This window comes from Dictyobacter sp. Z7_2, from assembly GCF_057551105.1.
This window is the reverse complement of sequence record NZ_BAAJPE010000001.1, coordinates 3,115,806-3,140,234: the sequence shown is the minus strand read 5'-3', so window position 1 is coordinate 3,140,234 and position 24,429 is coordinate 3,115,806. Positions and strand designations below refer to the sequence as shown.

Genomic DNA, 24,429 nt, shown 5'->3' with positions numbered 1-24,429 from the left:
ATTGCCTACCGAGAATCGTCATCAACACGGGCATTTCGACAGGAGGATTTCATTTTATGTCAATCAGCTCGATCAATGCGCTTGCCAACCTGACAGCCGTACCAATTGGCATTATTTGTTTGCTTATATCGATACGCGCCTATTATATTTATCACGTCTCGCAAAGCGACATGCTTCTGGTACTCTCTCTCTCCATGGCCAGTATTTCTATCGGCACATTCCTTGGTTTCGCAACAACAGTGCATGTTTGGAATACCTCATATAATGGAGAATTTGCCCGCGCTTTTGGCGCATGCAGCGGTGGACTCTTTATATTTTTAAGTTCCCTGGTCAAAACACACGAAGAAATGCAACAGCTGAAACGATGGCAGATTGTAGCTGCCATCCTATTTGTGGTTATAGCCCTCTTCACACCGCTTTATCCTGCGATCACGAACCCATGGGAGACCTTTGCCCTCAACGGCTTACGTGTCATCATCTATAGTTGTGCCTTCGTGCGTTATGCATTACTCTACACCTCCAAATCCACGCGCTTTAGCCTGCTCATGTGGATAAGTTTTCTCGTACTGGTCACCGGCTATCTCCTCAATATACCAGGAGAGTTCGAAAAAAGTCTGGCAGCCGTAACCATTGTAGCGGCGACCATACGTATCATCGCCTATATCTCTTTACTGATAGCTTATTCCATCGGTTAAGCTAGCAAACACTTTTTTATTTTGTGGTAGTGTTTTCGCCTGGAACAAAAACACTACCATGCACACGAATACACATTTTATCCCGGTAACGAGTTCCAAACAGCCTTTACCGAGTACTGGATATTCCATGAATAATTGTTTCCATGACGAATTATTTGTGTTATAATCGTCAAAACGAACGCCCCTATACTTAAAGTGGGATACAAGGGTATTTTCTCTATTTTTTCAACCAGACCTCCCCATCTGGATGTGTCGTTCAGGTACGCACAACACTGAGAGGCTCCAATGGAAAATAACAAAAACACACCGACTCCTCTCACCTTATCCGAGGAGCGGGTACAGCCAATTGTTCTGATTGCTCAGCTCACAAAATATATGTCCAAGATGCAGCACGTTGATGAGGTATTTCTCTGGCTCGCCAATGCGATGACCCATGGCCTCGATATACCAGTTGTGCAGTTTTGGGCCTCGCAACAGGATAATACAGGACAATTTCATACCGAAGTTCGGGCTATCGCCAGCCAGAATCCTTCGCTACCTCAGCACGTGCATTTAAACACGCATGTCATGGTCGTCCTCGAACGACTTTTTCAAGAGCAAAGAAGCATCACATCACTACCGATCGAAGGCAACTTTTCACCGCTTCAAACGACCCACTTTGCTCAGTATAACCTGCACTATTGGGCCAGCTTTCTGCTGCGCAACGAAGCGTTACTCCCACCATCTAAAACTGGTGGAGCATCAGGAAAAATCCCAACGCCGCTCGTGATGATTGTCACATTATTCACCCAGTTACCCCTCACGACCGACCAGGCCAGATCCACTCGTTTCACGTTGGAGCAGGCATTACGTATGACAATCAACCGCGGCTTTCTCAATGATCCTGCTTCCGCCCTTTTTGAACCCGCGCAGATGAATTCCAGTCGTTGAGAATAGAGTTAAGGATAGTTGCAGAAAGATTAATCATGACTACCAACGCTTCGTTTCCCATCCTGGATGGGCACAACGATACCTTAACCAACCTCACATCCGAGGGCAGGAACTTCTTTGATGAAAGCGAGAAAGGACATCTCGATCTACCTCGCGCCAGGCGTGGCGGCTTCGCGGGCGGCTTTTTTGCGATCTTTTCTCCCGATCCTCATCCGGAACAGTTCGGCCCCGACCATCTGATTATCAGCGCAACGGGATACGAAGTGCTTCCATATCCAGCCATTGAGCACAGCTATGCGCAGCAGTATACAATCGAGATCACTGCCAGCCTCTTTCAGCTTGAAAAGGCATCGCAAGGACACATCAAAGTTGTGCGCACTGCCGACGAGCTGGCTGACTGCCTGCAAAATGGCACCCTGGCCGCTATTTTACACTTCGAGGGAGCTGAGGCCATCGATCCTCAGCTCAATGCATTAGAGGTATTCTATCAAGCGGGATTACGTTCGCTGGGGATTGTCTGGAGCCGTCCTAACGCTTTTGCGCATGGAGTCCCCTTCAAATATCCTCATTCGCCCGACACCGGCCCGGGCCTGACACCAGCAGGACGCGATCTGGTACGTGCATGTAATCGCCTGGGTATTATGCTTGACCTCTCACACATCAATGAGCATGGATTTTATGATGTAGCCCGGCTCTCGGATGCACCGCTTGTGGTGACACATACTGCGGTGCATGCCATATGTCCATCCACGCGCAACCTTACCGATCGTCAATTAGAGACCGTCAAAGCCTCCGATGGCATGGTTGGACTCAATTTCGACGTGGCCGATCTGCGTCCAGATGCCAATAGAGATCCAAACACGCCCTTAGCCCTCATGGTACAACATATCGATTATCTCGTTGACCACCTTGGGATAGATAGAGTCGGCTTCGGCTCGGACTTTGACGGTGGTATCATTCTTCCCCAGGAGTTAGGGGATGTCTCAGGGTTACCAAATTTGATCGCGGCTTTACACGAGCATGGCTACGATGACGCTTCTCTACGAAAAATCACACACGAAAATTGGCTACGCGTCCTACGCAAAACCTTCAAAAAGTAATGTCGACGCTTAGCACATGAGTTTGTAGTAGCTATCCTTCCGGACTGATTGAAAGCCGCAGGCTTGATATAATGCCAGCGGGCCGCTATTGATAGTTTTAACATCCAGGCCGATCGGCGAGCGTCGTTCGGATAGCAACATCTCCACGCTCGCCAGAAGGATCTGCTTTCCATAGCCACGTCCACGATATGCTTCAAGCAGGCCAAAAAGAGTAATATCCACCTGCCCACTTGCACTGCCTGCCATGCGGATTGTGCCGATAGGCTTCCCCGCTAGTTCAATGAAAAAAGTGCGCCGATCAGATTTTAGAACATCCTTGGCAAGCCAATCGCGCATCTCATCTTCTGGCTCGTCAAACGCTTGTGCAGCGATAGCGGCAACCTGATCAACCTCAACAAGCTCAGCCTGACGCAATGTAAGTTCAGTATGCTTTCCAGAAGAATGCTTGATAGTACTCTCATCGAGTTGCATATGATACTCGGCAAAGTCAAATGCAGCCTCATACTTTTCAGCAAAGGCGAGTGCCGCAGGGATACTGCCATAGCATCCAAGCAACAGATGTTCATGACCATGTTGTTTGACGAGCTTACAGGCATAAGTAAGTAGCGCATTTCCGATACCACGGCGTCGATACGCTGGATGAACTAGACCGTACAACTCGACCCCAGACCAGTCGTAGATACAAACAAGACCAACAACTTTGTGGTCTATCTGATAAAGAAGGGTAGTTGCTACCCCATCCGGCGAGGATGGAAGTTCGCTGAGAATAAAGGGGAAATCGATGCCGTCAAAATGGTTGCTACGACCAATCAATTCCTGGATAGAGAAATGAGAAGTATCTGAAATGCCATTGGTAACGTGTTTCGAGTGTACCCATCTGTCCATAAACGATTTTTCCCTCTTGTGTGCTACCACAGCATGCTTTTATAGCCTCTATACCTTTAGTCAATCCTGGGACATTTAATTACTGTAGAAAAAGATTATAGCATAGCAGCCTTTCGAGAAACAGATTTTTTGCAGAGGAAAGTAGCAAAATTATTATGCATATCAATCGGAGGACACTTCTTAAAGCAGGAATAACGACGCTTGGAGTTGTAGCTTCTGGCATTGGAGCTGACCTGTATACTACACAAGTAGAACCTGGCTGGATAGAAGTTAGCTCAACTATTTTACATCTGCCGCGCCTTCAACCTGTGTTTGCAGGCTATCGTATCGTGCAGATCAGTGATATTCACGTTGATCAGACCTGGATGGATAAAGGGCGTCTGGAAGCGATTGTGGCGCTGGCAAACGAGCAAAAACCGGATCTGATCGTGATTACTGGAGATTTCGTCACACACGTACGCGCTGACACCAAAGATGTGCTTTCTACATTGGACGCGCTTCAGGCACCTGACGGCGTTTTTGGGGTCCTGGGCAATCATGATCATTGGAGCGATCCCATGGCGGTAAGCAAATACATTGCGACCTTCGGAGTTGAAGAGCTCAAAGATAGCATCGCGACCATCCAGCGCGATAAGGCATCCCTGCATCTAGTAGGGATGGACGATCTCTGGGTATCGAGCTATGAGCCTGCACCCGATCCCTGGGCACACAAAGACCGCCTAATGACAATGGTAGAGAAGTTACCAGCAGAGGGAGCCGCTATCTTACTGGTACATGAACCAGATTTTGCCGACGTTGCGGCATCCTCAGGACGCATTGACCTGCAACTTTCAGGACATTCGCATGGTGGTCAGGTACGCTTGCCAGTGGCAGGAGCATTCATCACGCCGCCATTGGGAAAAAAATATGTGTCTGGACTCTACACCACCTCAGCCATGCAGCATTACACCAGCCGCGGACTGGGTATGGTTACACCACAGATACGCTTAAATTGTCGCCCTGAGATTGCGGTCTTTATCTGTCAGCCCGTATAGCTACCTATAACTAACAAATTTTTTACATATACTGCCCAGAGAAGAAAGAAACGCGAGATAAATTGATTTACCCGCGTTTCTTTCTTCTCATGATCCGCACCGCTAAGATGCCGCCGATGTCCTTTCAAGTGATGCTCGCCACAACAAAGATCATCCAACGAAGCTGAGACGTACTCCCAATGCTTCATCTGGATCGAGCGTGATTGTCCCAGAGCCGACACTATCGTATACGAACTTGATCTCTTTACTTTCCAGGAATGAGAGTGTATGGTCTATGCCTGTGACCGAAAATCTCAAGGCATATGGACCTTCTCCCTTTTCGTCCAGCACTTGCTGAACAAGTCCGTCACCATCGGGAGCCAGCAAAGCAATCGTGCCCTTCCCGATCCCAAACGTGGCACGTCTGGCAACACGACGAGGGCAAGTATCCTGCTTGAGCAGTTCTAGTCCCAGCTGGTGCTGATAAATGTCAATGGTGCTCTCCAGATCACGCACCGCAACATCGACATGCACCCACCCTGTTGCGCCATTGGCATGTGTGCCGGGTAAATCTATTTGTAAGCGCTGCTCATCAGGTGCGTCCCATTGAATCAGAAAAGGCCACGCTCTCCCCCAGGAATTTCCACCAGGAGCCAGTGTACGCCACGAAAGTTGAGATCCATCTGGACGCTTGCGTTGCATCGGGTTGGGCAAAGGTAGCTCTGCTTCGGTTCCTTTAAAAAGCTCAGCATCGTGATCAAGGGCCGTCGTAGCGAGAGCATATCCAACCAGAGCCGCCTCTTTTCCATGCAATGTATCTAAAATGGTGGCGCCTCGACCGACGCTCCTGGCCTCTTCTTCATCGTAGACAGAAAGTAACTCAAAGTAATCCAGGCCGAAGCGGACCAGTCCGTTATGCGTCCCTCGACCAGTATGTCGTCCACCAGGCTGCGCATCAAAACCCAGATGCTGGAAGCGCTGGATCGCACTATCCAGATCGCGTACAGCAATCACGGCATGATCAAAACGTGTTGGCATAAATTTTTCCCTTTCGCGCTCAAACAACAAGATTTCTATTTTACTAAACTTCAATCAGCAAGATACTAAAATCCCTTTCTAGCAAAGGGCAAGTATTCACATGGCCACAAAACATCTGTATACAGATGAATACTAATGTAATGAAGTAAGCACTTCATTTGTTACACGCTCAAACTGATGATCCTGACTATAGCTCGGAAGTCGAAGCGTGATAGTAGTCACACCAGCCTGAATAAAAGCTTGTAGCTTATCGATACACTGCTGAGGTGTACCAAGCGCTACCCAATTTTCGAGATACACACGTGAATAATTGGTTGTATAATAGACATCCAGAAAACGCTTGCTTTCCTGATAGGCGGCCTCATAGTCTTCGTTGACGTTAATATTATAGTAAAGCGCAACTTCAAAATCGGGACCGAGTTCACGACCCTCCTCTCTAGCATACTCGCGGATCTTCGCAAGATTCTCAGCCAGGGACTCAGGAGTATTGCCAGCAGTGAGATCCAACGCAAGACAGGTATGTGACGCAATGATGCAAAGGGACGAGCCGCTTTCAAAGGCCAGCACTAAAGCCATTGGTCGGCGAAACATTGCTATAATACATACCAATCAAGACTCCGGCTAATCCTCTCAAAGCCGAAGCAGCAGATGTGGCATAATAGAAGCACAAAGCGAGGATAGATTTCTAGTTTAGAGGAAGATTTATGGCACGACAATTCCGTCACACGTATACCGTTCGTTATGACGAGGCCGATAGCTACGGCTATCTCACTCCAACAGCCTTTCTACGCTACATGCAGGATATCGCCGCTCTGGACGCCGAAGACACTCACATCGATGACACTGGCTACTGGATCACTAAGCGAACACTGGTTACCTTCCATCAGCCAATACCCCTGATGACGCGACTTGAGATCACCACCTATGGCATGGGATTTACACGCATCACCGCACAAAGAGGCTACGACGCGCGCATTGTCGGTTCAGAGAACAATAATCCAGTCATCTCAGCCCATACCACCTGGGTTTATGTAGACGCTCATGGGAAACCATCGCGCATACCGGCTCCATCCATTGAGATCTGGCGACCCGATGGTTCTACATCTCCACAACCCGACCAGCCCTGGCATCCTTTGCCTCAAAAGGCTCCTGAACACGCTGCTTATACAGTCCGCTTCTCCGATATCGACAGCCTGAGACATATGAATAACGCCGCCTACGTCGAAACTTTGGATAATACCGCATGGGATATCTATCGCCAACTCGATCTCACACCTGATAACGCAAATTTCCATATTCTCACCTACGAAATAGAATATAAAAGCAGCGCCTTACTGGGAGAACAACTGGAGATACAAACCTGGCTTGATCCACCTCCATCCTCGGGAGAGGATTTCAACCGACTTCAGATCATTACACGTGGCGATGTCGAACTGGTACGTGCTCGCTCACGCTGGCGTCTCACATGACGAACAGCACTTCTTCCTCTTAAGAGGCTCCTGGTAGGCGCTGTATCTTCATAAACGCTTACTTTGCACACGATACCTCTTGAGCAATTTTTATCCACGTATTATAATATTGATATGTATTCCTTTATTTCTACTGGAAAGTGAAAATTTCATATATAACAGCAAAGAAAGATATCACTATGTCAGAATCTAACGATGCACCACTTCAAGAAGGCAGTACCTATTTTATGGATGCCGAAAATGCAGCCGAGATGGCTCGCCTCATGACGATGGCGCAACAAATAACGGAGGATATGGGAACATTATTTCCCACACCACTTAATACCTCCTCATTGAAAGCAGTGCTTGACATAGCCTGTGGTCCTGGCCAATGGGTGCTCAACGTGGCTCGTACCTATCCCCATATCCAGGTTACGGGAGTCGATATCAGCCAACTTATGATTGCCTATGCAAAAACGGTCGCCAAAGATGTCCCCAATGCTCACTTTCAAAATATGAATGCTCAACATCCCCTCAGCTTTGCAGATTCCCTCTTCGACGTAGTCCAGGCACGACTCATCACCTCATTTATGCTCACCTCATCCTGGCCGAACTTCGTGCGTGAATGTTATCGTATCCTTAAGCCTGGCGGAACACTCTATCTTATTGAAGGCGAAAGCTTTGGCATCACGAATAGCGCCTCACTGGAACAGTACAATGCTTTGCTCGCGCTGGCAATGAGAAGAGCAGGTCATTGCTTCGCACCAGAAGGCAATATGTTCGGTATCAGTGCTCAACTGCCCCGTTTGCTTGAAAACCAGGGCTTCCAACACATTCAGCAAAGCGCCTATTCGCTCAATTTTTCGTCGGGGAGAAAAAGCAACGAGACCTGGTACACCAACTACAAAACGGCGATGAAGTTAGTGCAGCCTTTTCTGATTCAATGGGGAGTGACTACGCAAGCAAACGTTGACATTCTCTACGAACGAGCACTTCAGGACATACTCCTACCTAGTTTTTGTGGGCAGTGGTTCTATCTTGCAGCATCTGGTATCAAACCAGCCTGATACTCATTAATCTTCTTTTCTCTTCTTTGTGAGCAGGAAAAAACGGCAAAAAAGAACTCCTGAGCAGGGAAATGTTTCCTCTGCTCAGGAGTGCAAGAAGACTTGCATTTTAGCCTGGATCTCCTGATTATGTCTGCCAAACCACATCAGATGACTCTCAGCCTCAGAAATGAAGAGCTGAGCCTGAGGAATATGCTTCTCTATATAGACAGCATGTGATGAATCGACCAGGCCATCGTATTTACTGGTAATGACAAGGACAGGGGCTCTCACTCGATCCAGCTCTCCACAATGATGATGGATGTCATGAAGGAATCCTGATCCAGAACGTGAAGCTTGCAATAAGGCAAGGGCTGCTTGCTGCTGATCAGGACTCATCGCAGCGAGCACTTGATCGATTGGGAGGCTCGTGAGACCCCACATCAAACTTTTGAGCGCAGCCTGAGGTGCTACATGTCCAAACCTGCGAAAGGCTGCCCAGACCATTCCTTCCATCGCTGGATTAAAGAACAGATAAGTCAGGAAACGTATCATGCCACTGGCATATCTACCATCTGTTGCAGCATTCTGCAAAATCACCTTGCTAACGCGTTCGGGATGACGGCCAGCCAGTTGCAAAGTGGTTGGTCCACCAGCTGAGATCCCCACCACGATAACTTGATCCAGTTGAAGATGGTCAAGCAACCCAACCAGTGCATCCGCAAAGGCTTCGGCACGTTTTCCTGTAGATGAAGGGGTTTGGCCGTAACCAGGTCTGGATGGGATGATCAATTGATAGCCCTGCGCCAGAAAGAAAGCCTCATGCCCCAATGGTGAATGGCAATTCGTATGTCCTCCATTCAACACCAGCACCGCAGGCCCCTGTCCCACGCTTCGATACTCAATCAGTCCGAATTCTGTTCGTACCAGATGGCTTATGGGTTTCGCTTCTTTCCTCCCCATCGCCCAGACACCTTGATGGCGATAGGTCTGGATCATCCAGTAGACAAAACCCAGTTCGGTGAATCCCACTCCCACACGAAACAGGCTATACCAGACTGGATAAGGATTGGGAAAAATGCCAAGAAGCTGCAAACCTTCAAAGGGGATCTGAATGATCGAGCCAGTAAAGGCAATGAGTATACCCCAGAAGAGCCAGCGCCAATGGTGGAGCACTCCATACATCAGCAGGCTGAGAAAGGCGATCAAGGCACCCAGAAACAGGAGCACAGGCCAGGGGTACCGCTCGGCCGGCCCCCATCCAGGCCAGAGCGTTGTGGTATAGATCGATGGCTCGATGGCAAAAATAATCAATAAGCTCACTAAGAGCAAGCCTACATACATGATGAGTGCTTTTTCCAACAATTTAATTGGTGCCGGATGGATGATAGTCATGGCTTCTCTCCTTGCCAACAACGGCAACATTTCAAGCAACTTTCATGAATAGCTACAAGATTTTGTCGAAAAAGAGCGTTGTCAACACATCCGGCAGTTCCTCCCACTGCTCCGCAATCTCCTGATCCCCCAGCAGTTGCAGCAAGAGTAAGCCAAGCAGAGTGCCAGCAATGGCTCGTACGGTCAGTGGAATATTGATCTGGAGTTGTTCGCTCTGTCCAAACGAAAATTGTTCACCGATAGCAATAGTTGGCGCAAGTACCTCCTCATAATAGCGCTGGCGTAGTTCGCTATTAACTAAGAGTTCTGGTAGGACTGCTCGAAACACTTCCGCATTGGGCCAGAGTAAGGCCATGCGTTGCCGGAGATAAGCTCGAAAGAAAGCCTTGATATCCTGCTCATCCCCCAGCACAAACTGTTGCTCGCGTTCGGTGGTTTCGTTCAGTCGATCCAGAACAGCAAGCAAGACCTCATCTTTACTCACAAAGTATGTATAGATCGTGCCATCAGCGATACCAGCCACGCGGGCAATCTCTTTAACCGTGGCACGATGAAACCCTTTTTCGGCAAATACCTGGGTGGCTGCATCCAGGATCTGCTTGCGTCGAGCAGCTGCCACTAGTTCCTGGATGGGATCGGGGGTCTTGTCCATAGCTACAAACTCCTTTTAGAATACTTCACCGTCATGAGCATCAGAGAAAGCATTTACACATTTTTTTCAATAGCTCGTTTCATCGCATCAAGTGTGTTTTGAGCGTCGCGTGCAATTTTTCTTTTCGCGATGAGCGTGAATAATTTTGCCTTGAGGGACTTTGTTGAATAATAATGGCTAAATTCAACTTTTGTCTCATGCTCAGCAAGAGACGTCAATTTCGCTTCAACAAGATAATCCGGGAGCATGTTAGTAATCCCCATGGTATCTTCGGGTAAAGCCGTAACGATCCTTTCCATAGGAACCACTTCGATATCTTTCTCCACGCACATATTCTTCCCATCTTTGAGGTAGCACCGATAGGCCACTCCACTGCCTCTCTGACGTGTCCCTGAAACGAGCTCTACCCTCTTGACCCTCGGATGATAGACAGCGATATTCGTCAGGTCTTGATTAAATTCCCAGGCGACTTGGAGAGGTGCATGAATCACAACCTCTTGCCTTGACTGAAAAGGAGGAAATTCCATATTCTTATTCCTTTCTCAAGAGAGATGATCAAATCCTTCAGAGGTAAAGGCTTGCGTAACTTACATCGTTGTGATTGAATATCCAGTCAGATAGTTGAATGCTCATTCATTACAATGATAGGTAATTCAAGCAGATATGTCAAGTCTTGGAGAATATGATGGAGATTTTCCTCCTACAATTAGTACATCTTACATACTCTTTGAGGTAAGAACCTTCCCCAATTGAGGAAGCATGATCCCATGATCGGCGATGAGCGGGGGAATTCCGTGTGGCAGAGGTGCCCAAAAGAACTCAAAGAGTGGTAGTACTGATACAGAAGGATTGGAGGGATACAGTTCTTCATGTCGCCAGGTCGGTGAAAGCGTTCCGTGGTACTCAAGATGGTAGAAAAAACGATGATGGACCTCGTCACGTCCAAAATCAGTCATATTCCGCTCTTGTTCACCGAGAAAACAGTTCAAGGTGAGCTCTCTTAAACCAGTTTCTTCAAATGCTTCTCTTAAAACGGCCTTTTCTGGCTGCTCACTTGCTTCTACTGTTCCGGCTGGTACCTGTATTCCTGCTTCTGGAGCATCGGGGTGGCGGAAGACGAGCAAATGATGGTGAGCAGTGATGTAGGCAAAGACTTTATTTACAACCCTTCCCATCTTGAGGCGTCTCCTTTGCAGGCTGGATATTCTCTCACAATCATTTGCTCGCTAGCAAAATGATTCACGTAATGATCGTATTAAAGCGCTGAGCGGCCTCAACCCACAGGGCATGCTGCGAACGATCCGGTAAAAATGTCTGCGTAGATACATGCTGTGCCATGGCACGCACCTCTTGCAAGTTATTAAGCTCTCTCAAGCCAACCAACTGCATCAAAGCGTTGCCATAGGCAGTAGCCTCAACTGGTCCAGCAATCACAGGCATACCGAGAGCATCGGCCAGCCATTGATTCATTCGTATGTTGCGTGCTCCGCCGCCCAGAATATGGACACTTTTGAGGGTTGTGCCGGTCAGCTGACTGATCTGCTGAAACACCTCGCAATAGCGTAAGACAAGGCTCTCCATAATGCAGCGAGCAAAGGCCGCAGGTGCCTGTACCTTTCGCTGTCCATGTTCGACAAGATATTCATTGATGGCCTGGGGCATATCCTCTGGAGCGAGGAAACGTGGATCATCGGGATCGATCAAGGCTTGAAAAGCATTCACGCCATCCACATCGGCCAGCAGGGTATCATAGTCGGAGGCTTGATCATGACGCGCCCACCGCCGCTGGCATTCCTGGAGCAGCCAGAGTCCCATGACATTTTTCAAGAAGCGTGTTGTACCGAAGACACCACCCTCATTGGTACAGTTAGCAGCGAGAGCCCCAGCTGTCAGCAGAGGTTGCTGAAGCTCCACACCGACCAACGACCAGGTCCCCGAGCTAATGTAGCCCCAGTCCCCCGATGATGCAACAGGAGCCGCCGCAATCGCCGAGCCAGTATCATGTGTCGCGGGAGCGACCACTTGAGCATGGCCAAGTTCGCCACGTAACTCGGGCAAGACCTGACCAAGCACTGATCCAGCCTCAATCACTGGAGGGAGCATACTGGTTGGGATGCCCAGTTGATCAAGGAGATCAACCGCCCATTTCCCGGCTAACTGATCCCAGCATTGAGTCGTGGTCGCATTGGTCCGCTCGCCGACCAGTGATCCACTTAGCCAGCTATGCAGCAGGTCAGGGATCATCAACAGGCGCTGTGCACTTCTTAGAGCAGAGGGCTGAAAATCCTGATGCGCCTGCAACTGATAGAGCGTGTTGAAGGGCAAAAACTGTATACCAGTTCGTGCATAGAGATCTTCTCGTGCGATCAGTTGAGAAACCTGCTCCATGACGCCATCGGTGCGATGATCGCGATAATGGAAGGGTTGACCAAGCAACAAGCCCCGTTCATCGACCAGACCATAATCGACGGCCCAGCTATCGACACCGATACTATCAAGCGCGCCAGCGACGCGCCGAGCCTTTTGTAATCCGATCAGGATCTCATCCCACAAGCCGACGATGTTCCAGAAGCGGTGTCCGCGCAACAGTACCGAGCGGTTCGCAAAGCGGTGGATCTCTTCCAGATGGAGTTGATGTCCATCGAAGCGCGCCAGCATAACACGTCCACTCTCAGCGCCGAGATCGACCGCAGCCACATTGCGTGTGTGCATCGAGCTACCCTTTCTCAGCGTGTATAGGCTGCCGCGACCCCGCCATCAACATTGATAATATTGCCGGTGCTCTTGAGCGCTCGTGTCGGAGAGGCGAAGAACGCGACCGCTTCAGCGATATCCTGAGGCAAGATATTCACACCCAGGGTGGTACGCTTGCGATAGATCTCTTCCAACTGATCAGGGGCTACATTGTAGGTAGCAGCTCGCTCCTTGCGCCAGTTCCCTTCCCAGATGCGTGATCCAGCCAGGACAGCGTCTGGATTGACTGTATTCACACGAATCCCAAACTGTCCACCCTCTTCAGCCAGACAGCGCGCCAGATGAACCTCTGCCGCCTTGGCCGTCGAATAGGCAGCAGCATTCTTACCACCAACCAGCGCATTCTTACTGGCAATAAATACCAGATTACCGCCTCGGGCTTGCGCCTTCAGCACCCGGAAACCTTCGCGAGCCACCAGGAAATATCCGGTTGCCAGTACATTCCAGTTACGATTCCATTCTTGCAGAGTCGTATCGGTAATCGAAGCACTTGACGCCAGACCAGCATTATTCACCATCACATCGATACCACCAAAGGCCAGTGTCGCCTGATCAAATGCGGTCTTAACACTCTCCTCATTCGTGACATCCATCTGCACCGCGATCGCTCGTCCGACTCCATAATTCTGATTAATATACTCAGCCAGCTTCTCCACTCCTGGCAGATCGATATCGGTCGCAACGATATGAGCACCCTCTTGAGCCACGCGTCGACATGTAGCCGAGCCGATACCCCCGGCTGCGCCTGTCACGAGCACCACCTGGCGAGCAAAATCGCGCTCGGGAGGTGCTAATTTCAGCTTATATTGCTCCAATGGCCAATATTCGACCGCATAGCTCTCAGCCGCACTTAAAGAAATGAAGCCACCGCAGGCCTGTGCGCCTCGCATGACAGCGATCGCTCGATGATAAAGCTGCGCAGCCACATCGGCAAAGAGAGCATCTTTCCCGGTCGAAAACAGTCCAACGCCGGGAATCAGGATGATACGTGGATTTGGATCGATTACTGCATCAGAAGCTCGTAGAACCTGCTCAGGAGCGTTGGGATCAAGGTCCTGCTGCGCGTTCTCATCCAGGTAATGTTGATATTTTTGGACATAGGCATCAATACTGGATGGAAGCAATTCGCGCAAGCGCTCGATACCATCATCAGGTACCCAATCGACCAGTAAAGGCCAGGGCTTCGTATGCACCAGATGGTCAGGGCAGGCAGCGCCAACCGTCGTCAACCGAGGCGCATCCGCGCTACTGACAAAATCGAGAATGTCAGCGCTATCCTCGAAGTGGAGGATCTGACGCTTTTCAGAAGAGATAAGGCCACGAAGCGTGGGAGCGATCTGCGCCGCCAGAGCATGACGAGCCGCAGATTCCAGGGGCGTGACACGCTGCCCCCCAAAGACCTCTTGCCGGGCAGCCGAGATGCGTGCTTCGACAAAATCACGCGCTTTTGTAATCATCGCCAATGTAGCAGCAAAGCACTCTTCATCGGTAGCACCCCAGGTGATCAGTCCATGTTTCGCCAGAATAACCAACTTCGCAGCGGGTTTAGCACGGACAGCCAGAGCAACCTCGCGAGCCAGATCAAATCCTGGACGGCTATAGGGAATCCAGATCAGATCATCGCCAAAGCACGCACGAGCCAGCTGCTCTCCATCCTCAGCACATGCAAAATAGTTTGTAGCGTCAGCATGTGTATGATCGACATGCGTAAACGGGAGGAAGGCGTGCAATAACGATTCGATTGAAGGGCGCGGTCGACCCGGCTGATAGAAGCAATGCGATAAATATTCTACCATATCGGTATCGCTCATATGCTCACGCTCCAGCAGAGGAAGCACATCATCGAGATATAAGCCTGTAAATGATGCCTCGGTACAGGATGCTAGATCCGATCCCGAGCCTTTTACCCAGAGCACTGGCGTCACCCGACCACGAAAGTCAACTTCATCCGCCTTCGCCGATGTATTACCTCCGCCCCAATTACAGACCGTCCGATCTGCTCCCAGCTTCTGTGAACGCGCCACTAATTGATCCAGTGTAGTGCTACTTGTCATAAGATCTCACCTCTTTGTCTGAGCTGCCAGGCGATGCAGGAATGTCATTTCCTTTTGTTTCGACTTAAAACCATTCGAAATATAGTACTGTATTGAAACGATACCACGAATTGGCGAAGAAAGTCAATCGCTCCAAAAGCGTAGGTGCAGTCAAGCCTATTTCTTGACAATCGGCTTCTTTCTGTGCTACAAGTAGGCAAACCGGAACGAAAGCATTCGAAAAAGGATTGGCATGAACGAGGAACGCATAAAACAACCGGCCATCGAAACGCCACTGGTCGAGGTACCTATCTTTACGCACGAGCGGCGGCAGCAGATTGCGCAAAAGCTGGAACAGCAACAACGTGTCACGGTAGCAGAACTCGTCCAGCACTTTGCCGTTTCCGAAGTAACCATCCGCAAAGACCTGGCCTGGCTGGAAGCACAACAGATAGCCGTCCGTACGCATGGAGGAGCAATTCTCGCCTCGGCCAAAACCCATCCAGGTGAAATAGGACTCGAAGTACGAGAGATGTTGCAAACCAGTGAAAAAGAGCGCATTGGCGAGGCCGCAGCTGATTACGTCCAGAACGGCGAGACAATCGCTCTGGATGCCAGCACGACCGCGATGGCAATGGCTCCCTTCCTGGCTGCAAAGCATGAGTTAACCGTGATGACCAATGGCTTGCAAACAGCCATGGCCTTAAATAGCCTACCCAACAACATCTCTGTTTTGATCCCAGGAGGCATGCTGCGACAAAAATCATTCTCGCTCGTCGGAACGTGGGGAAAATCCATCTTGCAGAATATTCACATCAGCAAAGCCTTCGTTGGAGCTCGGGGCCTGACCATCAGCGAAGGCTTGACCGATGTGAATGGGGACGAAGTCGAGCTGAAGCGCGAAATCGTGGCCGCAGCAAAAGAGGTCATTGCAGTCATCGACTCCAGCAAATGGGAGCAAGTCGCCTTCGCTACCTTCTGTCCACTTGAGAACCTCAAACTTATCATCACAGATACCCAGGCTCCCACACAGATGGTACAACAAATACGACAACGCGGTATTGAAGTTCTACTTGTTTGAAAAGATGCAACGCCAGTCAGCTTAGACTATAAGAAATTTGTAACAGTGCCTCATTTGGGTGGCGCGATGCCTCGCAGCTTATCAGGATTAGCAACAATATCAATCTCCTGCACATACCCATCAACGATATCTAGCGTGATGATAGAGTAGGGCTGATCTTTGACATATGTGACAAGACCCGGAGCACCATTGATGTTGACAACCCGCAAAGCAAAGTTTCCCTGGACCTGACGTAGAATGCCGAACAAGAAACGCGCCACTCTGTCCGCCCCATAAATCGGATTGAGAGCCGCAAGAACTTTGCCACCGCCATCAGAATAGCTCACAATATCCTTAGCCAGGAGGGCCAGAAGGCCGTCCATATCGCCACTCGTGCAGGCAAGGACAAATTGGTGCAGAATGTTGTCCTGCTGCTCTTTGGACACCTGATACGGTGAACGACGCGCTCCCAGATGTTGCCGCGCTCGACGTACAATCTGACGACAATTATCCTCGCTCTTCTGCACCATCGCAGCGATCTCTCCATATTCGTAATCAAAGACCTGGCGCAGCAGGAATACAGCGCGTTCCAGCGGAGACAATTGCTCCAAAAGATGCAAAAAAGCCATTGAAAGCGCATCTGAGAGTTCGGCCATGCCAGTCACACTGGTCTCATCGACGGTTACCAGAGGCTCTGGAAGCCAGGTTCCGACATAGAGCTCACGCTTCGCACGTGCTGAACGCAACTGATCAATGCATAGACGCGTCACAATGGTGCTCAGATAAGCTTTGGGAGAACGCACAGCATCTGTATCACCATTATTGTTGGCTGTATACCAACGTAAAAACGCCTCCTGCACGCAATCCTCAGCATCCATGACACTACCCAACATGTTGTATGCGATCGAAAAGAGCAACGGCTTGTTCGCTTGAAACACTTCTTCCTGCTGCATGTTTTGCATCGTTGCGCACTCCTCCTTATTTGCTCATGACATACGCATCAGATCTGGCTGCCAGAGCAGTCATGATTATGTGAGCGGCGCTACTGGCGCTGGCAAAGCATGCATCCGCCAACTGACCTTCAGTTCCAACCCAGTCACCTGCAACATAAAGATTGTGTATGCCAGGAACCACTGGACCAGGTCGCCCCGCCAGACCACCCTGTTTTGCCTGAACGATAGCATTCGAGGTGATCATGTGAGGCAAGAAGTACTGTTCGACTACTTCCGAGCGCCAGCCCGGCTGTAATATATCAAGTTGCGCTTCCAGTTCCTGTCGTAAGGAAACCGCTTCAATTGTTTCACCCGGTCGCAAGTATTTCATAGTATGGATCATAGCGCCGCCTTGAGGTGCCAGTTTGGCCCAGACAGAATGCACCGAGTAATAGAGCGGGCGATCAATACCAAGCGAAAACAGATGCTGTGGCTCTGGTAAGCGACGTAAAGCCACATCCAGACAGGCAGCGTGCGATGGAATAGACTGCTCAGCCCAACAGCTTAATTGTTCATGAGCTCCATCCATAATCAGGGTCGAGGCGGTCTGTGGATCAACTGCAAGCAACACAGCCGCTGCCGGATAAGATGTCCCATTCGCCAATCGCACAATATGTCCTGTGCCAGAGACCTCAATCGCCGCCACACGGGCATGAGTCACTAGTTGTGCGCCCGCCTCCTCTGCCGCCCGCCGTAGACCATCCACCAGCGTCTGCCAACCACCATCGAGATAACGTACCTGAGCATCAAGCAGCGAAACGACCAGGCCTGCCGAGACCATCTCAGGAGCATCGGCATACGTTATCAGGCGTGTCAGAGCCAGCATAAGTTGCCGTACCGCTGGCTGTCGCACATCCCGCTCCAACCAATCATGCACACTCACATCCTGGAGTTGGGCTGATTTTATATGCTTCAAAGTACTATAAAAGCGTATGAATTCTGCTTTGGCGACAACATTTAGCAACGTTGTTCTCAAGAGAGATTTCACACCAGCAGGCAATTGATACAACTTACCATCATTTAGCACTTGAAATTTGTCAACCTCAGGTAGAAAACCGCCATAGTGTACTCCAAGCTCGCTTAGAAGCTTTTCACCTGTTCCTCCTACATAGAGGGCATGTGCTCCCAGGTTAAAAGCGTACGCGCCATGTTGCTTCGTGATAGCGCGACCGCCTGCTGTATGCGCCTTCTCAAAAACAGTCACTGCGTGACCTGCACGCGCCAGAAGAGCAGCCGCCGACAGGCCAGACAGCCCTCCACCAACGATAATCACTGACGATTGAGTAAGAGTATCCATCATTCAAAAATCTCCTTTGTTCACTATTTGGATTGTATTCCATGCAAGATTTGTACATGAGACGAGATACTCTTTCTATTTGTGACAACCTTTTGACTTTTTCACTCTATTATAGAGATAGAGAGTAAAATAGGGAGAAAGAATATGCAACCACACGAAGGGCTGGTGATGCAAGTCCTTAGTAGGAACAAAGAAGCATTTGAGAATTTGGTTGAACGCTATGAGCCAATGGCCAACCGGAAGGAAGACGATACAGACCACACATGATACATAACTGCTACACACTGATCTTTTACAGGCAATAAAAAAGCTCATGGACCCAGCCAAATAGGGATCTATCTCCCACAGAGGAAAGTGCATGAGCTAAACAACGCAACCTTTCATCTTTGATGAAAAATGGTGCTTAATCGATCCTACACGCCTTCAACATCACTTTCAATATTTTTTTTAAGAATACGAACGTAGACAATACTGATCACTGGCAAAATTAGCCAGGAATAAAAAATGTTGTCCGATGAGAAATTGGGAACCAATAAAAGCAATAAGCTCAGCAGAAAAAATGTGGGATGCAAAGCAGTGTTGAGAATGCGATAGAGAGGAGTTCTCATATCTTCATCAACAGCCACAAGTCGATGCTTTCCAAGTGCGTAGATCCACAACAACGATGAAGAATAACCACATCCCGCCAGAACAGCAGTATAGATAATGACAGCCAGAGGAAACTGTGAATTTCTCAAAAGTCCATTTGTCACAGGAAAAAATGCCACAAAGGCCAAAAAAACCAGGTTAATCACAATAAATCGATCATCGACACGTTTAACCAAATTCATCAAATGACGATGGCTACGCCAATAACTCATGAGAACAGCAAAAGTTATGACATAATACAACGTGTTTGAAAAGAAATCCGTGGATAAAATATCGCTAAATTCTTTCGCTGTACTGACGCGAGGGACTTGAATATCTAAAACGAGAAGGGTCAATGCAATCGCAAAGATGCCATCTGTTAGCAAGACAATACGATCCTCACTTGGCTTCATTAATTCCTGAATAGTATTATGTCGCTTGGATACATTGGCATCCCCACTTTTCTGTAGGTGCTCCGATGAACTGGCTTCAACGATCTCTGGGGCCTCTTGTGGCTGTTTAGATATTTCCATTCACAGGTCCTTTATAAAATAAATGAACGCTTTACGCATCCTTATCATACATGATGAGACAAGCTCGGCATTTCATCCTCGCCGGGGTGACTGCGTCGAGGCTCTGATCACCAATTCAGGCCGATACATAATCTGTTTGTGCTTATGATTTTCAGCCTCACATACCTCCTGCAAAAGGAGTTCAGCGGCCATACGCCCCAATTGATATTTGGGCTGGTGGATAGAGGTTAAGGCAGGAGAAAGGGTACTTGAAAAATCGACATCGTCATAGCCAATCAAAGCCATCTCGTCGGGAACTTTGATCCCACGTTGAATCAGTCCACGCATCACTCCGAGAGCTAACAAATCATTCGCGCAAAAAGCCGCCGTTGGTCTACGCTCTTGAGTAAGCAATGCCTCGACGCATTTCTCACCCGCGCTACTACTTTGTGCCTGAGCAGGAATATCAACAATCACATGATTGGCATCCAGGCCAGCCATAGTGATAGCACGTTGCATCCCCAGTCGTCGCTCGGCACACTGACGAATACTCAACGGACCGCTGACAAAAGCAATGGTGCGATGTCCAAGTTCGAGTAGATGACGTGTAGCCAGTTCTCCTCCCAGCACATCGTCAACGGCCACGGAGCACAATCCACGCGCACGGCTCGGCTGATCTAATAGCACGACCGCGATGCCCTGCTTGTGCAGATGTTGCAGATAGCGCACATCATTCTGCACTGGAGTAATTAAGATACCGGCGGTACGTTGTTCTTCCAACATATGCAGGTAACGGCTTTCTTTTTCAAGAGCATCATCAGAATTGCAGAGAATGATTAAATAGCCTGCTTCATTAGCCGCATCTTCAGCTCCCCGAGCGACTTCAGTAAAAAATGGATTGGCAACGTCAAGCACAATCAGGCCAATATTATGACTATGCCCGGCACGCAGTTGATGAGCTGATCCGTTGCGCACAAAGCCTAGCTCTTCAATCACTGCCAGGACGCGCTCTCGAGTGGCTTCTGCGACCACTTCGGGATGGTTAAGGACGTTTGAAACCGTTCCAAGCGATACGCCCGCACGCTCAGCCACGTCACGAATACTCGACATTGCATACTCCCTGATACTCATCAAAGATTTACACATGCCAGGATATACATATAGATGTACACATATGCATGCATTTATGGATAGATCAAATTCCACATCTCTGGTACAATGCAAAACGTTGAAATAGTCTTTTTAACATTCATATTTTGCGCTTGCACTTGACAAATTGAAGAACGTCTTTTATACTTCCTCCAAATTGAAACGTTTTAATCATACGTTTCAACAACCTCGTTCAGTATTATAACAAAGTTGTTGTAATATTTACATTATTCAATTGAGAGAAGAACGCAATGGAACGTTCCGAACCTATCGTTGAACTCAGTGGGATCGCCAAGCAGTTTGGCAGCGTGTATGCCCTGAGAAATGTGGAACTGACCCTGTATCCAGGAGAGGTCCATGCGCTCCTCGGCGAGAACGGGGCCGGCAAGAGCACGCTTGTAAAAATGCTGGCAGGCATCCATCGACCTGACGCCGGTACCTTCAAAGTACAGGGGGACGCGGTGGAGCTCCACACACCTACTCAATCCCGTGAACTTGGCATCGCCGTTGTACATCAAGAGCCAATGCTTTTCCCCGATCTTGACATTGCCGAAAACGTCTTCATGGGACGTCATCCACGTGATCGCTTCAATCGCATCGACTGGAACCTCATGTATCGCGAAGTCGATGAACTGCTCGCCTCTCTGGATGTGTCGATCAGTTCGCATACGCCAGTGCAGGGACTCTCAGTCGCGGAGAAGCAGCTCGTCGAGATCGCCAAAGCGCTTTCACTTCAGGCACGTGTGCTGGTTCTGGACGAGCCTACGGCGGCGCTCTCGGGACACGAAGTCGATGAGCTTTTTGCCATTGTCAGGCGTCTCCGCGAACGTGGTGTTGCGATCCTTTTTGTCAGCCACCGTTTGGAAGAAGTCTTTGCCATCGCCGACCGCGTCACTATTTTTCGCGATGGCACCTATATTGTCACCAAGCCTATCAACGAGATCAACACTGAAGAAATCATCAAATACATGGTCGGCCGTGAGCTATCTAATCTCTTTCCTAAAGGAGACGCCACGATCGGCGATGTGGTCCTGGACGTCAAACATCTGACGCGAGCAGGAGTTTTCAGAGATGTTAATTTTCAGCTTCATCGCGGTGAGATTCTCGGCTTCGCCGGCCTGATTGGAGCAGGACGAACAGAGATCGCACGCGTGCTCTTTGGTGTCGATAAAGCGGAGAGCGGAGAGATCTGGCTCAAAGGAAGATCGATCCAGCCACGTTCGCCACGTGTCGCCATGAAATATGGCATCGCCTACGTCCCTGAAGATCGCCATCAATACGGTCTGGTGCTGGATTTCAGCATTACCTCCAATATCACCTTGCCGATTCTGCAACAGGTCTCACGCCTGGGTATGGTCAGCGGAAGACAGGAACAGACCATAGCGGGGAACTATTCACAACAACTCAATGTGCGCTCTTCGGGGATACAACAGCTTGTCAAAGCGCTCTCCGGTGGCAATCAGCAAAAAGTCGTGCTCAGCAAGTGGCTGGCGACAAACCCAACGGTACTTATCCTCGATGAGCCAACCCGTGGCATCGACGTAGGAGCCAAAGCGGAAGTTCATCGTATTATCTCTGATCTGGCCGCCGAAGGGCTGGCGATTATATTGATCTCTAGCGAACTACCTGAAGTCCTGGCGATGGCGGATCGCGTCATGGTTATGCACGAAGGAAGTGTGACAGGTACATTCACACACGCTGAAGCCACTCAGGAGAATGTGATGTTCGCCGCAACCGGACAGGAGGGATAATAGATGAGCACCACAAGTTCTGAAGTAGAACAGGTTGACAAGCGCAAGACTGTCAGTCAGGGACGCTTGATTGGTCTGGTGAGTCGTGTGCGTGAATTAGGACTCCTGGTCGTCCTGCTATTGATTATCATCGTCGTAGGCATCCAGGTGCCACGTTTTCTCGGCATCGATAATCTCGAACAGATCCTCCTCTCGGTAGCAATTCTGGCAATTGTCGCAATTGGAGAAACGCTCGTCATCTTGACGCGCAACATCGATCTCTCGGTAGGTTCTATCGTCGGCATCTCGGCCTTTGTGACGGCTGGACTCTTCAAAGAAATTCCGGGCATCAACCTTGGATTAGCCATCCTGGCAGGTTGTCTCCTGGGTTTAATCCTGGGTATGATCAATGGCCTGTTAATCACGCTGGGGCGTGTCCCAGCGATCGTCGCCACGCTTGGTACACTCAACGTCTTTCGAGGTCTCAGCTTCGTGGTCGCGTCCACAACCACCAATCAAGTTAACGCTTCCGACGTACCCAACAATTATCTCGCACTGGCAACCACAAAAATCCTTGGTGTGCCATCATTGATTATCATCGCGATCGTCATTGCCATCATCGTCGGCTACTTTTTACATGCCTCGCGGGTTGGTCGTCAATTATACGCCATCGGCAGTAACCCGGAAGCGGCCAGCGCGATTGGTATTCGGCGTGACCTGCTCGTCTTTGGAGCCTTCGCGGTCTCAGGACTGCTTTGTGGTCTGGCTGGAGTTCTCTGGGGAGCACGCTTCGCGACCGTCGATGCTACTGCGGCCTCCGGCTTAGAGCTAGAGGTGATTGCGGCTGTCGTGGTTGGTGGTGTCAATACCTTTGGCGGCTCGGGCACCATCCTGGGTGCTATGCTCGGCGTACTGGTCCTGGGAACGTTGGATAACTCATTAAATATCCTGAAGATCTCTCAGTTCTGGTTACAAGCTATCGATGGTGCTGCGATCATCGTCGCGGTAGCGCTGGACGCATTTATCACACATTGGTTACAGCGCGCCTTGATCAACAGGAGGAAAAGAGCATGAAACAGCGTCTATCATTCTTGCTGTCATGGGAGACACTCCTGGTCATTGTACTATTCATCTGCCTGGCACTGGGAAGCATACTCTCGCCCTACTTCTTTAACAGCTTCAATTTCGCGACACTATCCAGCGATATTATGGAGCGCGCAATTATGGCGCTACCGATGACCTTAATCGTCATCGTTGGCGAGATCGATCTTTCGGTGGCCTCAACACTGGGACTCGCCAGCATCACATTGGGAGTACTCTGGGCCAGTGGACATCCAATGTGGTTCGCCATCGGAGCGGCTCTGCTGGTTGGATTGGCGGCAGGAACACTCAACGGCCTACTTGTCACCAGACTGGGACTGCCTTCGCTGGTTGTCACAGTAGGTACACTGGGACTCTATCGTGGGCTGGCGTATGTGGTTATCGGAGATCAAGCGGTCAGCAATTTTCCAGCCGATTTTACAACGCTGGGCTTTGGCTATCTGCCAGGTACACTCATCCCATGGTCTGTCCTGATCTTTGCCGTACTGGCAATCATCTTTGCCATCGTGTTGCATTTTAGTTTTCTGGGTAGACAGCTTTACGCGATCGGGAACAATAAGGAAGCTGCGCTCTTCGCCGGCATCAATGTAAAGAACATTAAATTATGGCTCTTCATCATCTCCGGTTTCATCGCGGCATTTGCGGGTATCATATTTACCGCACGCTTCTCCAACGCCCGCCCGGACAACGCGCTCGGTTTTGAGCTTGACGTGGTCACGGTAGTGTTGCTCGGTGGAGTGAATATCTATGGTGGTCGAGGAAGATTACTGGGTGTCATTTTAGCGATTTTTATCGTTGCCGTCTTACGAAACGTTTTGAACCTCTTAAATATCAGCGGAGATATTCAAAACCTTGCCATTGGTTTACTTTTAATCTTTTCTGTGCTGGGACCTAATATCGCTCAGCGCATTCAGCTTGACATGGCTCGTCGGCGTCTGGCCCCGAGCAGTACCAAACAAGCATAAAGGAGAA

At 49.5% G+C, this 24,429-nt stretch carries 24 protein-coding genes; 11 read left to right on the top strand and 13 right to left on the bottom strand.

Going from position 1 to position 24,429, the window contains the following annotated elements; translation table 11 throughout:
- The first annotated feature begins 56 nt into the window (after nt 1-56).
- The 3 genes from AC27N8_RS12505 (at nt 57) to AC27N8_RS12495 (ending at nt 2,725) form a co-directional block, all read left to right on the top strand.
- A complete protein-coding gene (locus tag AC27N8_RS12505; RefSeq protein ID WP_487067443.1) occupies nt 57-695 on the top strand; it encodes a hypothetical protein in 639 nt (212 codons plus the stop codon).
- 285 nt (nt 696-980) lie between these two features.
- On the top strand, nt 981-1,625 hold the full coding sequence (locus AC27N8_RS12500; protein WP_487067441.1) for a hypothetical protein: 645 nt from the start codon (nt 981-983) through the stop codon (nt 1,623-1,625).
- Nucleotides 1,626-1,660: 35 nt separating this feature from the next.
- Complete coding sequence (locus tag AC27N8_RS12495) at nt 1,661-2,725, top strand: dipeptidase (protein ID WP_487067439.1); 1,065 nt, start codon at nt 1,661-1,663, stop codon at nt 2,723-2,725.
- A 9-nt stretch (nt 2,726-2,734) separates the two neighbouring features.
- On the opposite strand, the gene AC27N8_RS12490 is transcribed toward AC27N8_RS12495, so the two are convergent.
- Entirely contained in the window at nt 2,735-3,610 is an 876-nt protein-coding gene (locus tag AC27N8_RS12490) for a GNAT family N-acetyltransferase (protein ID WP_487067437.1), read from the bottom strand.
- 155 nt (nt 3,611-3,765) lie between these two features.
- Here AC27N8_RS12490 and AC27N8_RS12485 point away from each other — a divergent pair, with 155 nt between their 5' ends.
- The gene (locus AC27N8_RS12485) at nt 3,766-4,644 is read left to right on the top strand and encodes a metallophosphoesterase (protein ID WP_487067436.1); all 879 of its coding nucleotides are present in this window, start codon (nt 3,766-3,768) and stop codon (nt 4,642-4,644) included.
- A 150-nt stretch (nt 4,645-4,794) separates the two neighbouring features.
- On the opposite strand, the gene AC27N8_RS12480 is transcribed toward AC27N8_RS12485, so the two are convergent.
- Nucleotides 4,795-5,661, bottom strand: a complete 867-nt coding sequence (locus AC27N8_RS12480; protein WP_487067434.1) for a VOC family protein — start codon at nt 5,659-5,661, stop codon at nt 4,795-4,797.
- A gap of 132 nt (nt 5,662-5,793) precedes the next feature.
- Nucleotides 5,794-6,270 (bottom strand): hypothetical protein, encoded by a 477-nt coding sequence (locus AC27N8_RS12475; RefSeq protein ID WP_487067432.1) that lies wholly within the window; start codon nt 6,268-6,270, stop codon nt 5,794-5,796.
- Nucleotides 6,271-6,365: 95 nt separating this feature from the next.
- Here AC27N8_RS12475 and AC27N8_RS12470 point away from each other — a divergent pair, with 95 nt between their 5' ends.
- Entirely contained in the window at nt 6,366-7,130 is a 765-nt protein-coding gene (locus AC27N8_RS12470) for an acyl-[acyl-carrier-protein] thioesterase (protein WP_487067430.1), read from the top strand.
- Between the two features lie 179 nt (nt 7,131-7,309).
- On the top strand, nt 7,310-8,176 hold the full coding sequence (locus AC27N8_RS12465; protein WP_487067428.1) for a class I SAM-dependent methyltransferase: 867 nt from the start codon (nt 7,310-7,312) through the stop codon (nt 8,174-8,176).
- A gap of 84 nt (nt 8,177-8,260) precedes the next feature.
- On the opposite strand, the gene AC27N8_RS12460 is transcribed toward AC27N8_RS12465, so the two are convergent.
- The 6 genes from AC27N8_RS12460 to AC27N8_RS12435 form a co-directional block, all read right to left on the bottom strand.
- The gene (locus AC27N8_RS12460; protein ID WP_487067426.1) at nt 8,261-9,550 is read right to left on the bottom strand and encodes an alpha/beta fold hydrolase; all 1,290 of its coding nucleotides are present in this window, start codon (nt 9,548-9,550) and stop codon (nt 8,261-8,263) included.
- Between the two features lie 52 nt (nt 9,551-9,602).
- Entirely contained in the window at nt 9,603-10,202 is a 600-nt protein-coding gene (locus tag AC27N8_RS12455) for a TetR/AcrR family transcriptional regulator (protein WP_487067424.1), read from the bottom strand.
- A 53-nt stretch (nt 10,203-10,255) separates the two neighbouring features.
- Nucleotides 10,256-10,729, bottom strand: coding sequence for an SRPBCC family protein (locus AC27N8_RS12450; protein ID WP_487067422.1), 474 nt, complete (start codon nt 10,727-10,729; stop codon nt 10,256-10,258).
- Between the two features lie 189 nt (nt 10,730-10,918).
- Entirely contained in the window at nt 10,919-11,377 is a 459-nt protein-coding gene (locus tag AC27N8_RS12445) for an NUDIX hydrolase (protein ID WP_487067420.1), read from the bottom strand.
- Nucleotides 11,378-11,441: 64 nt separating this feature from the next.
- Nucleotides 11,442-12,914, bottom strand: coding sequence for a rhamnulokinase (locus AC27N8_RS12440; RefSeq protein ID WP_487067418.1), 1,473 nt, complete (start codon nt 12,912-12,914; stop codon nt 11,442-11,444).
- Nucleotides 12,915-12,928: 14 nt separating this feature from the next.
- Complete coding sequence (locus AC27N8_RS12435) at nt 12,929-15,010, bottom strand: bifunctional aldolase/short-chain dehydrogenase (RefSeq protein WP_487067416.1); 2,082 nt, start codon at nt 15,008-15,010, stop codon at nt 12,929-12,931.
- A 232-nt stretch (nt 15,011-15,242) separates the two neighbouring features.
- Between AC27N8_RS12435 and AC27N8_RS12430 the strand changes: the two genes are divergently transcribed.
- Complete coding sequence (locus tag AC27N8_RS12430) at nt 15,243-16,070, top strand: DeoR/GlpR family DNA-binding transcription regulator (RefSeq protein WP_487067414.1); 828 nt, start codon at nt 15,243-15,245, stop codon at nt 16,068-16,070.
- 50 nt (nt 16,071-16,120) lie between these two features.
- Here the strand turns inward: AC27N8_RS12430 and AC27N8_RS12425 are convergent, their stop codons facing one another.
- Together AC27N8_RS12425 and AC27N8_RS12420 are read right to left on the bottom strand one after the other, a co-directional pair.
- A complete protein-coding gene (locus tag AC27N8_RS12425; RefSeq protein ID WP_487067412.1) occupies nt 16,121-17,011 on the bottom strand; it encodes an RNA polymerase sigma-70 factor in 891 nt (296 codons plus the stop codon).
- A 16-nt stretch (nt 17,012-17,027) separates the two neighbouring features.
- Nucleotides 17,028-18,341 carry a phytoene desaturase family protein gene (locus AC27N8_RS12420; protein WP_487067410.1) on the bottom strand — a complete coding sequence of 438 codons (1,314 nt, stop codon included), beginning with the start codon at nt 18,339-18,341 and terminating at the stop codon, nt 17,028-17,030.
- Between the two features lie 141 nt (nt 18,342-18,482).
- Between AC27N8_RS12420 and AC27N8_RS12415 the strand changes: the two genes are divergently transcribed.
- Nucleotides 18,483-18,605: a hypothetical protein gene (locus tag AC27N8_RS12415; protein WP_487067408.1), complete on the top strand. Its 123-nt coding sequence runs from the start codon at nt 18,483-18,485 to the stop codon at nt 18,603-18,605.
- 146 nt (nt 18,606-18,751) lie between these two features.
- Here AC27N8_RS12415 and AC27N8_RS12410 read toward each other — a convergent pair whose 3' ends face one another.
- Nucleotides 18,752-19,498 carry a TMEM175 family protein gene (locus AC27N8_RS12410; RefSeq protein ID WP_487067406.1) on the bottom strand — a complete coding sequence of 249 codons (747 nt, stop codon included), beginning with the start codon at nt 19,496-19,498 and terminating at the stop codon, nt 18,752-18,754.
- A gap of 72 nt (nt 19,499-19,570) precedes the next feature.
- Nucleotides 19,571-20,587, bottom strand: a complete 1,017-nt coding sequence (locus AC27N8_RS12405; protein WP_487067404.1) for a LacI family DNA-binding transcriptional regulator — start codon at nt 20,585-20,587, stop codon at nt 19,571-19,573.
- Nucleotides 20,588-20,877: 290 nt separating this feature from the next.
- Between AC27N8_RS12405 and AC27N8_RS12400 the strand changes: the two genes are divergently transcribed.
- The 3 genes from AC27N8_RS12400 to AC27N8_RS12390 are packed head-to-tail and all read left to right on the top strand — an operon-like array spanning nt 20,878 to nt 24,422.
- On the top strand, nt 20,878-22,377 hold the full coding sequence (locus AC27N8_RS12400) for a sugar ABC transporter ATP-binding protein (protein WP_487067402.1): 1,500 nt from the start codon (nt 20,878-20,880) through the stop codon (nt 22,375-22,377).
- 3 nt (nt 22,378-22,380) lie between these two features.
- Entirely contained in the window at nt 22,381-23,430 is a 1,050-nt protein-coding gene (locus AC27N8_RS12395) for an ABC transporter permease (RefSeq protein ID WP_487067400.1), read from the top strand.
- On the top strand, nt 23,427-24,422 hold the full coding sequence (locus AC27N8_RS12390) for an ABC transporter permease (RefSeq protein ID WP_487067398.1): 996 nt from the start codon (nt 23,427-23,429) through the stop codon (nt 24,420-24,422). The genes AC27N8_RS12395 and AC27N8_RS12390 overlap by 4 nt, the downstream gene beginning before the upstream one ends.
- The last annotated feature ends 7 nt before the right edge of the window (nt 24,423-24,429 follow it).

What these genes read in the sequence shown, in the direction of transcription:
- AC27N8_RS12400 (WP_487067402.1), top strand. Translation starts at nt 20,878, where the DNA reads ATGGAACGTTCCGAACCTATCGTTGAACTCAGTGGGATCGCCAAGCAG.
- AC27N8_RS12445 (WP_487067420.1), bottom strand. Translation starts at nt 11,377, where the DNA reads ATGGGAAGGGTTGTAAATAAAGTCTTTGCCTACATCACTGCTCACCAT.
- AC27N8_RS12435 (WP_487067416.1), bottom strand. Translation starts at nt 15,010, where the DNA reads ATGACAAGTAGCACTACACTGGATCAATTAGTGGCGCGTTCACAGAAG.
- AC27N8_RS12395 (WP_487067400.1), top strand. Translation starts at nt 22,381, where the DNA reads ATGAGCACCACAAGTTCTGAAGTAGAACAGGTTGACAAGCGCAAGACT.
- AC27N8_RS12455 (WP_487067424.1), bottom strand. Translation starts at nt 10,202, where the DNA reads ATGGACAAGACCCCCGATCCCATCCAGGAACTAGTGGCAGCTGCTCGA.
- AC27N8_RS12420 (WP_487067410.1), bottom strand. Translation starts at nt 18,341, where the DNA reads ATGATGGATACTCTTACTCAATCGTCAGTGATTATCGTTGGTGGAGGG.
- AC27N8_RS12500 (WP_487067441.1), top strand. Translation starts at nt 981, where the DNA reads ATGGAAAATAACAAAAACACACCGACTCCTCTCACCTTATCCGAGGAG.
- AC27N8_RS12415 (WP_487067408.1), top strand. Translation starts at nt 18,483, where the DNA reads ATGCAACCACACGAAGGGCTGGTGATGCAAGTCCTTAGTAGGAACAAA.
- AC27N8_RS12410 (WP_487067406.1), bottom strand. Translation starts at nt 19,498, where the DNA reads ATGGAAATATCTAAACAGCCACAAGAGGCCCCAGAGATCGTTGAAGCC.
- AC27N8_RS12465 (WP_487067428.1), top strand. Translation starts at nt 7,310, where the DNA reads ATGTCAGAATCTAACGATGCACCACTTCAAGAAGGCAGTACCTATTTT.
- AC27N8_RS12480 (WP_487067434.1), bottom strand. Translation starts at nt 5,661, where the DNA reads ATGCCAACACGTTTTGATCATGCCGTGATTGCTGTACGCGATCTGGAT.
- AC27N8_RS12490 (WP_487067437.1), bottom strand. Translation starts at nt 3,610, where the DNA reads ATGGACAGATGGGTACACTCGAAACACGTTACCAATGGCATTTCAGAT.
- AC27N8_RS12430 (WP_487067414.1), top strand. Translation starts at nt 15,243, where the DNA reads ATGAACGAGGAACGCATAAAACAACCGGCCATCGAAACGCCACTGGTC.
- AC27N8_RS12470 (WP_487067430.1), top strand. Translation starts at nt 6,366, where the DNA reads ATGGCACGACAATTCCGTCACACGTATACCGTTCGTTATGACGAGGCC.
- AC27N8_RS12485 (WP_487067436.1), top strand. Translation starts at nt 3,766, where the DNA reads ATGCATATCAATCGGAGGACACTTCTTAAAGCAGGAATAACGACGCTT.
- AC27N8_RS12440 (WP_487067418.1), bottom strand. Translation starts at nt 12,914, where the DNA reads ATGCACACACGCAATGTGGCTGCGGTCGATCTCGGCGCTGAGAGTGGA.
- AC27N8_RS12405 (WP_487067404.1), bottom strand. Translation starts at nt 20,587, where the DNA reads ATGTCGAGTATTCGTGACGTGGCTGAGCGTGCGGGCGTATCGCTTGGA.
- AC27N8_RS12460 (WP_487067426.1), bottom strand. Translation starts at nt 9,550, where the DNA reads ATGACTATCATCCATCCGGCACCAATTAAATTGTTGGAAAAAGCACTC.
- AC27N8_RS12505 (WP_487067443.1), top strand. Translation starts at nt 57, where the DNA reads ATGTCAATCAGCTCGATCAATGCGCTTGCCAACCTGACAGCCGTACCA.
- AC27N8_RS12425 (WP_487067412.1), bottom strand. Translation starts at nt 17,011, where the DNA reads ATGCAAAACATGCAGCAGGAAGAAGTGTTTCAAGCGAACAAGCCGTTG.
- AC27N8_RS12495 (WP_487067439.1), top strand. Translation starts at nt 1,661, where the DNA reads ATGACTACCAACGCTTCGTTTCCCATCCTGGATGGGCACAACGATACC.
- AC27N8_RS12390 (WP_487067398.1), top strand. Translation starts at nt 23,427, where the DNA reads ATGAAACAGCGTCTATCATTCTTGCTGTCATGGGAGACACTCCTGGTC.
- AC27N8_RS12450 (WP_487067422.1), bottom strand. Translation starts at nt 10,729, where the DNA reads ATGGAATTTCCTCCTTTTCAGTCAAGGCAAGAGGTTGTGATTCATGCA.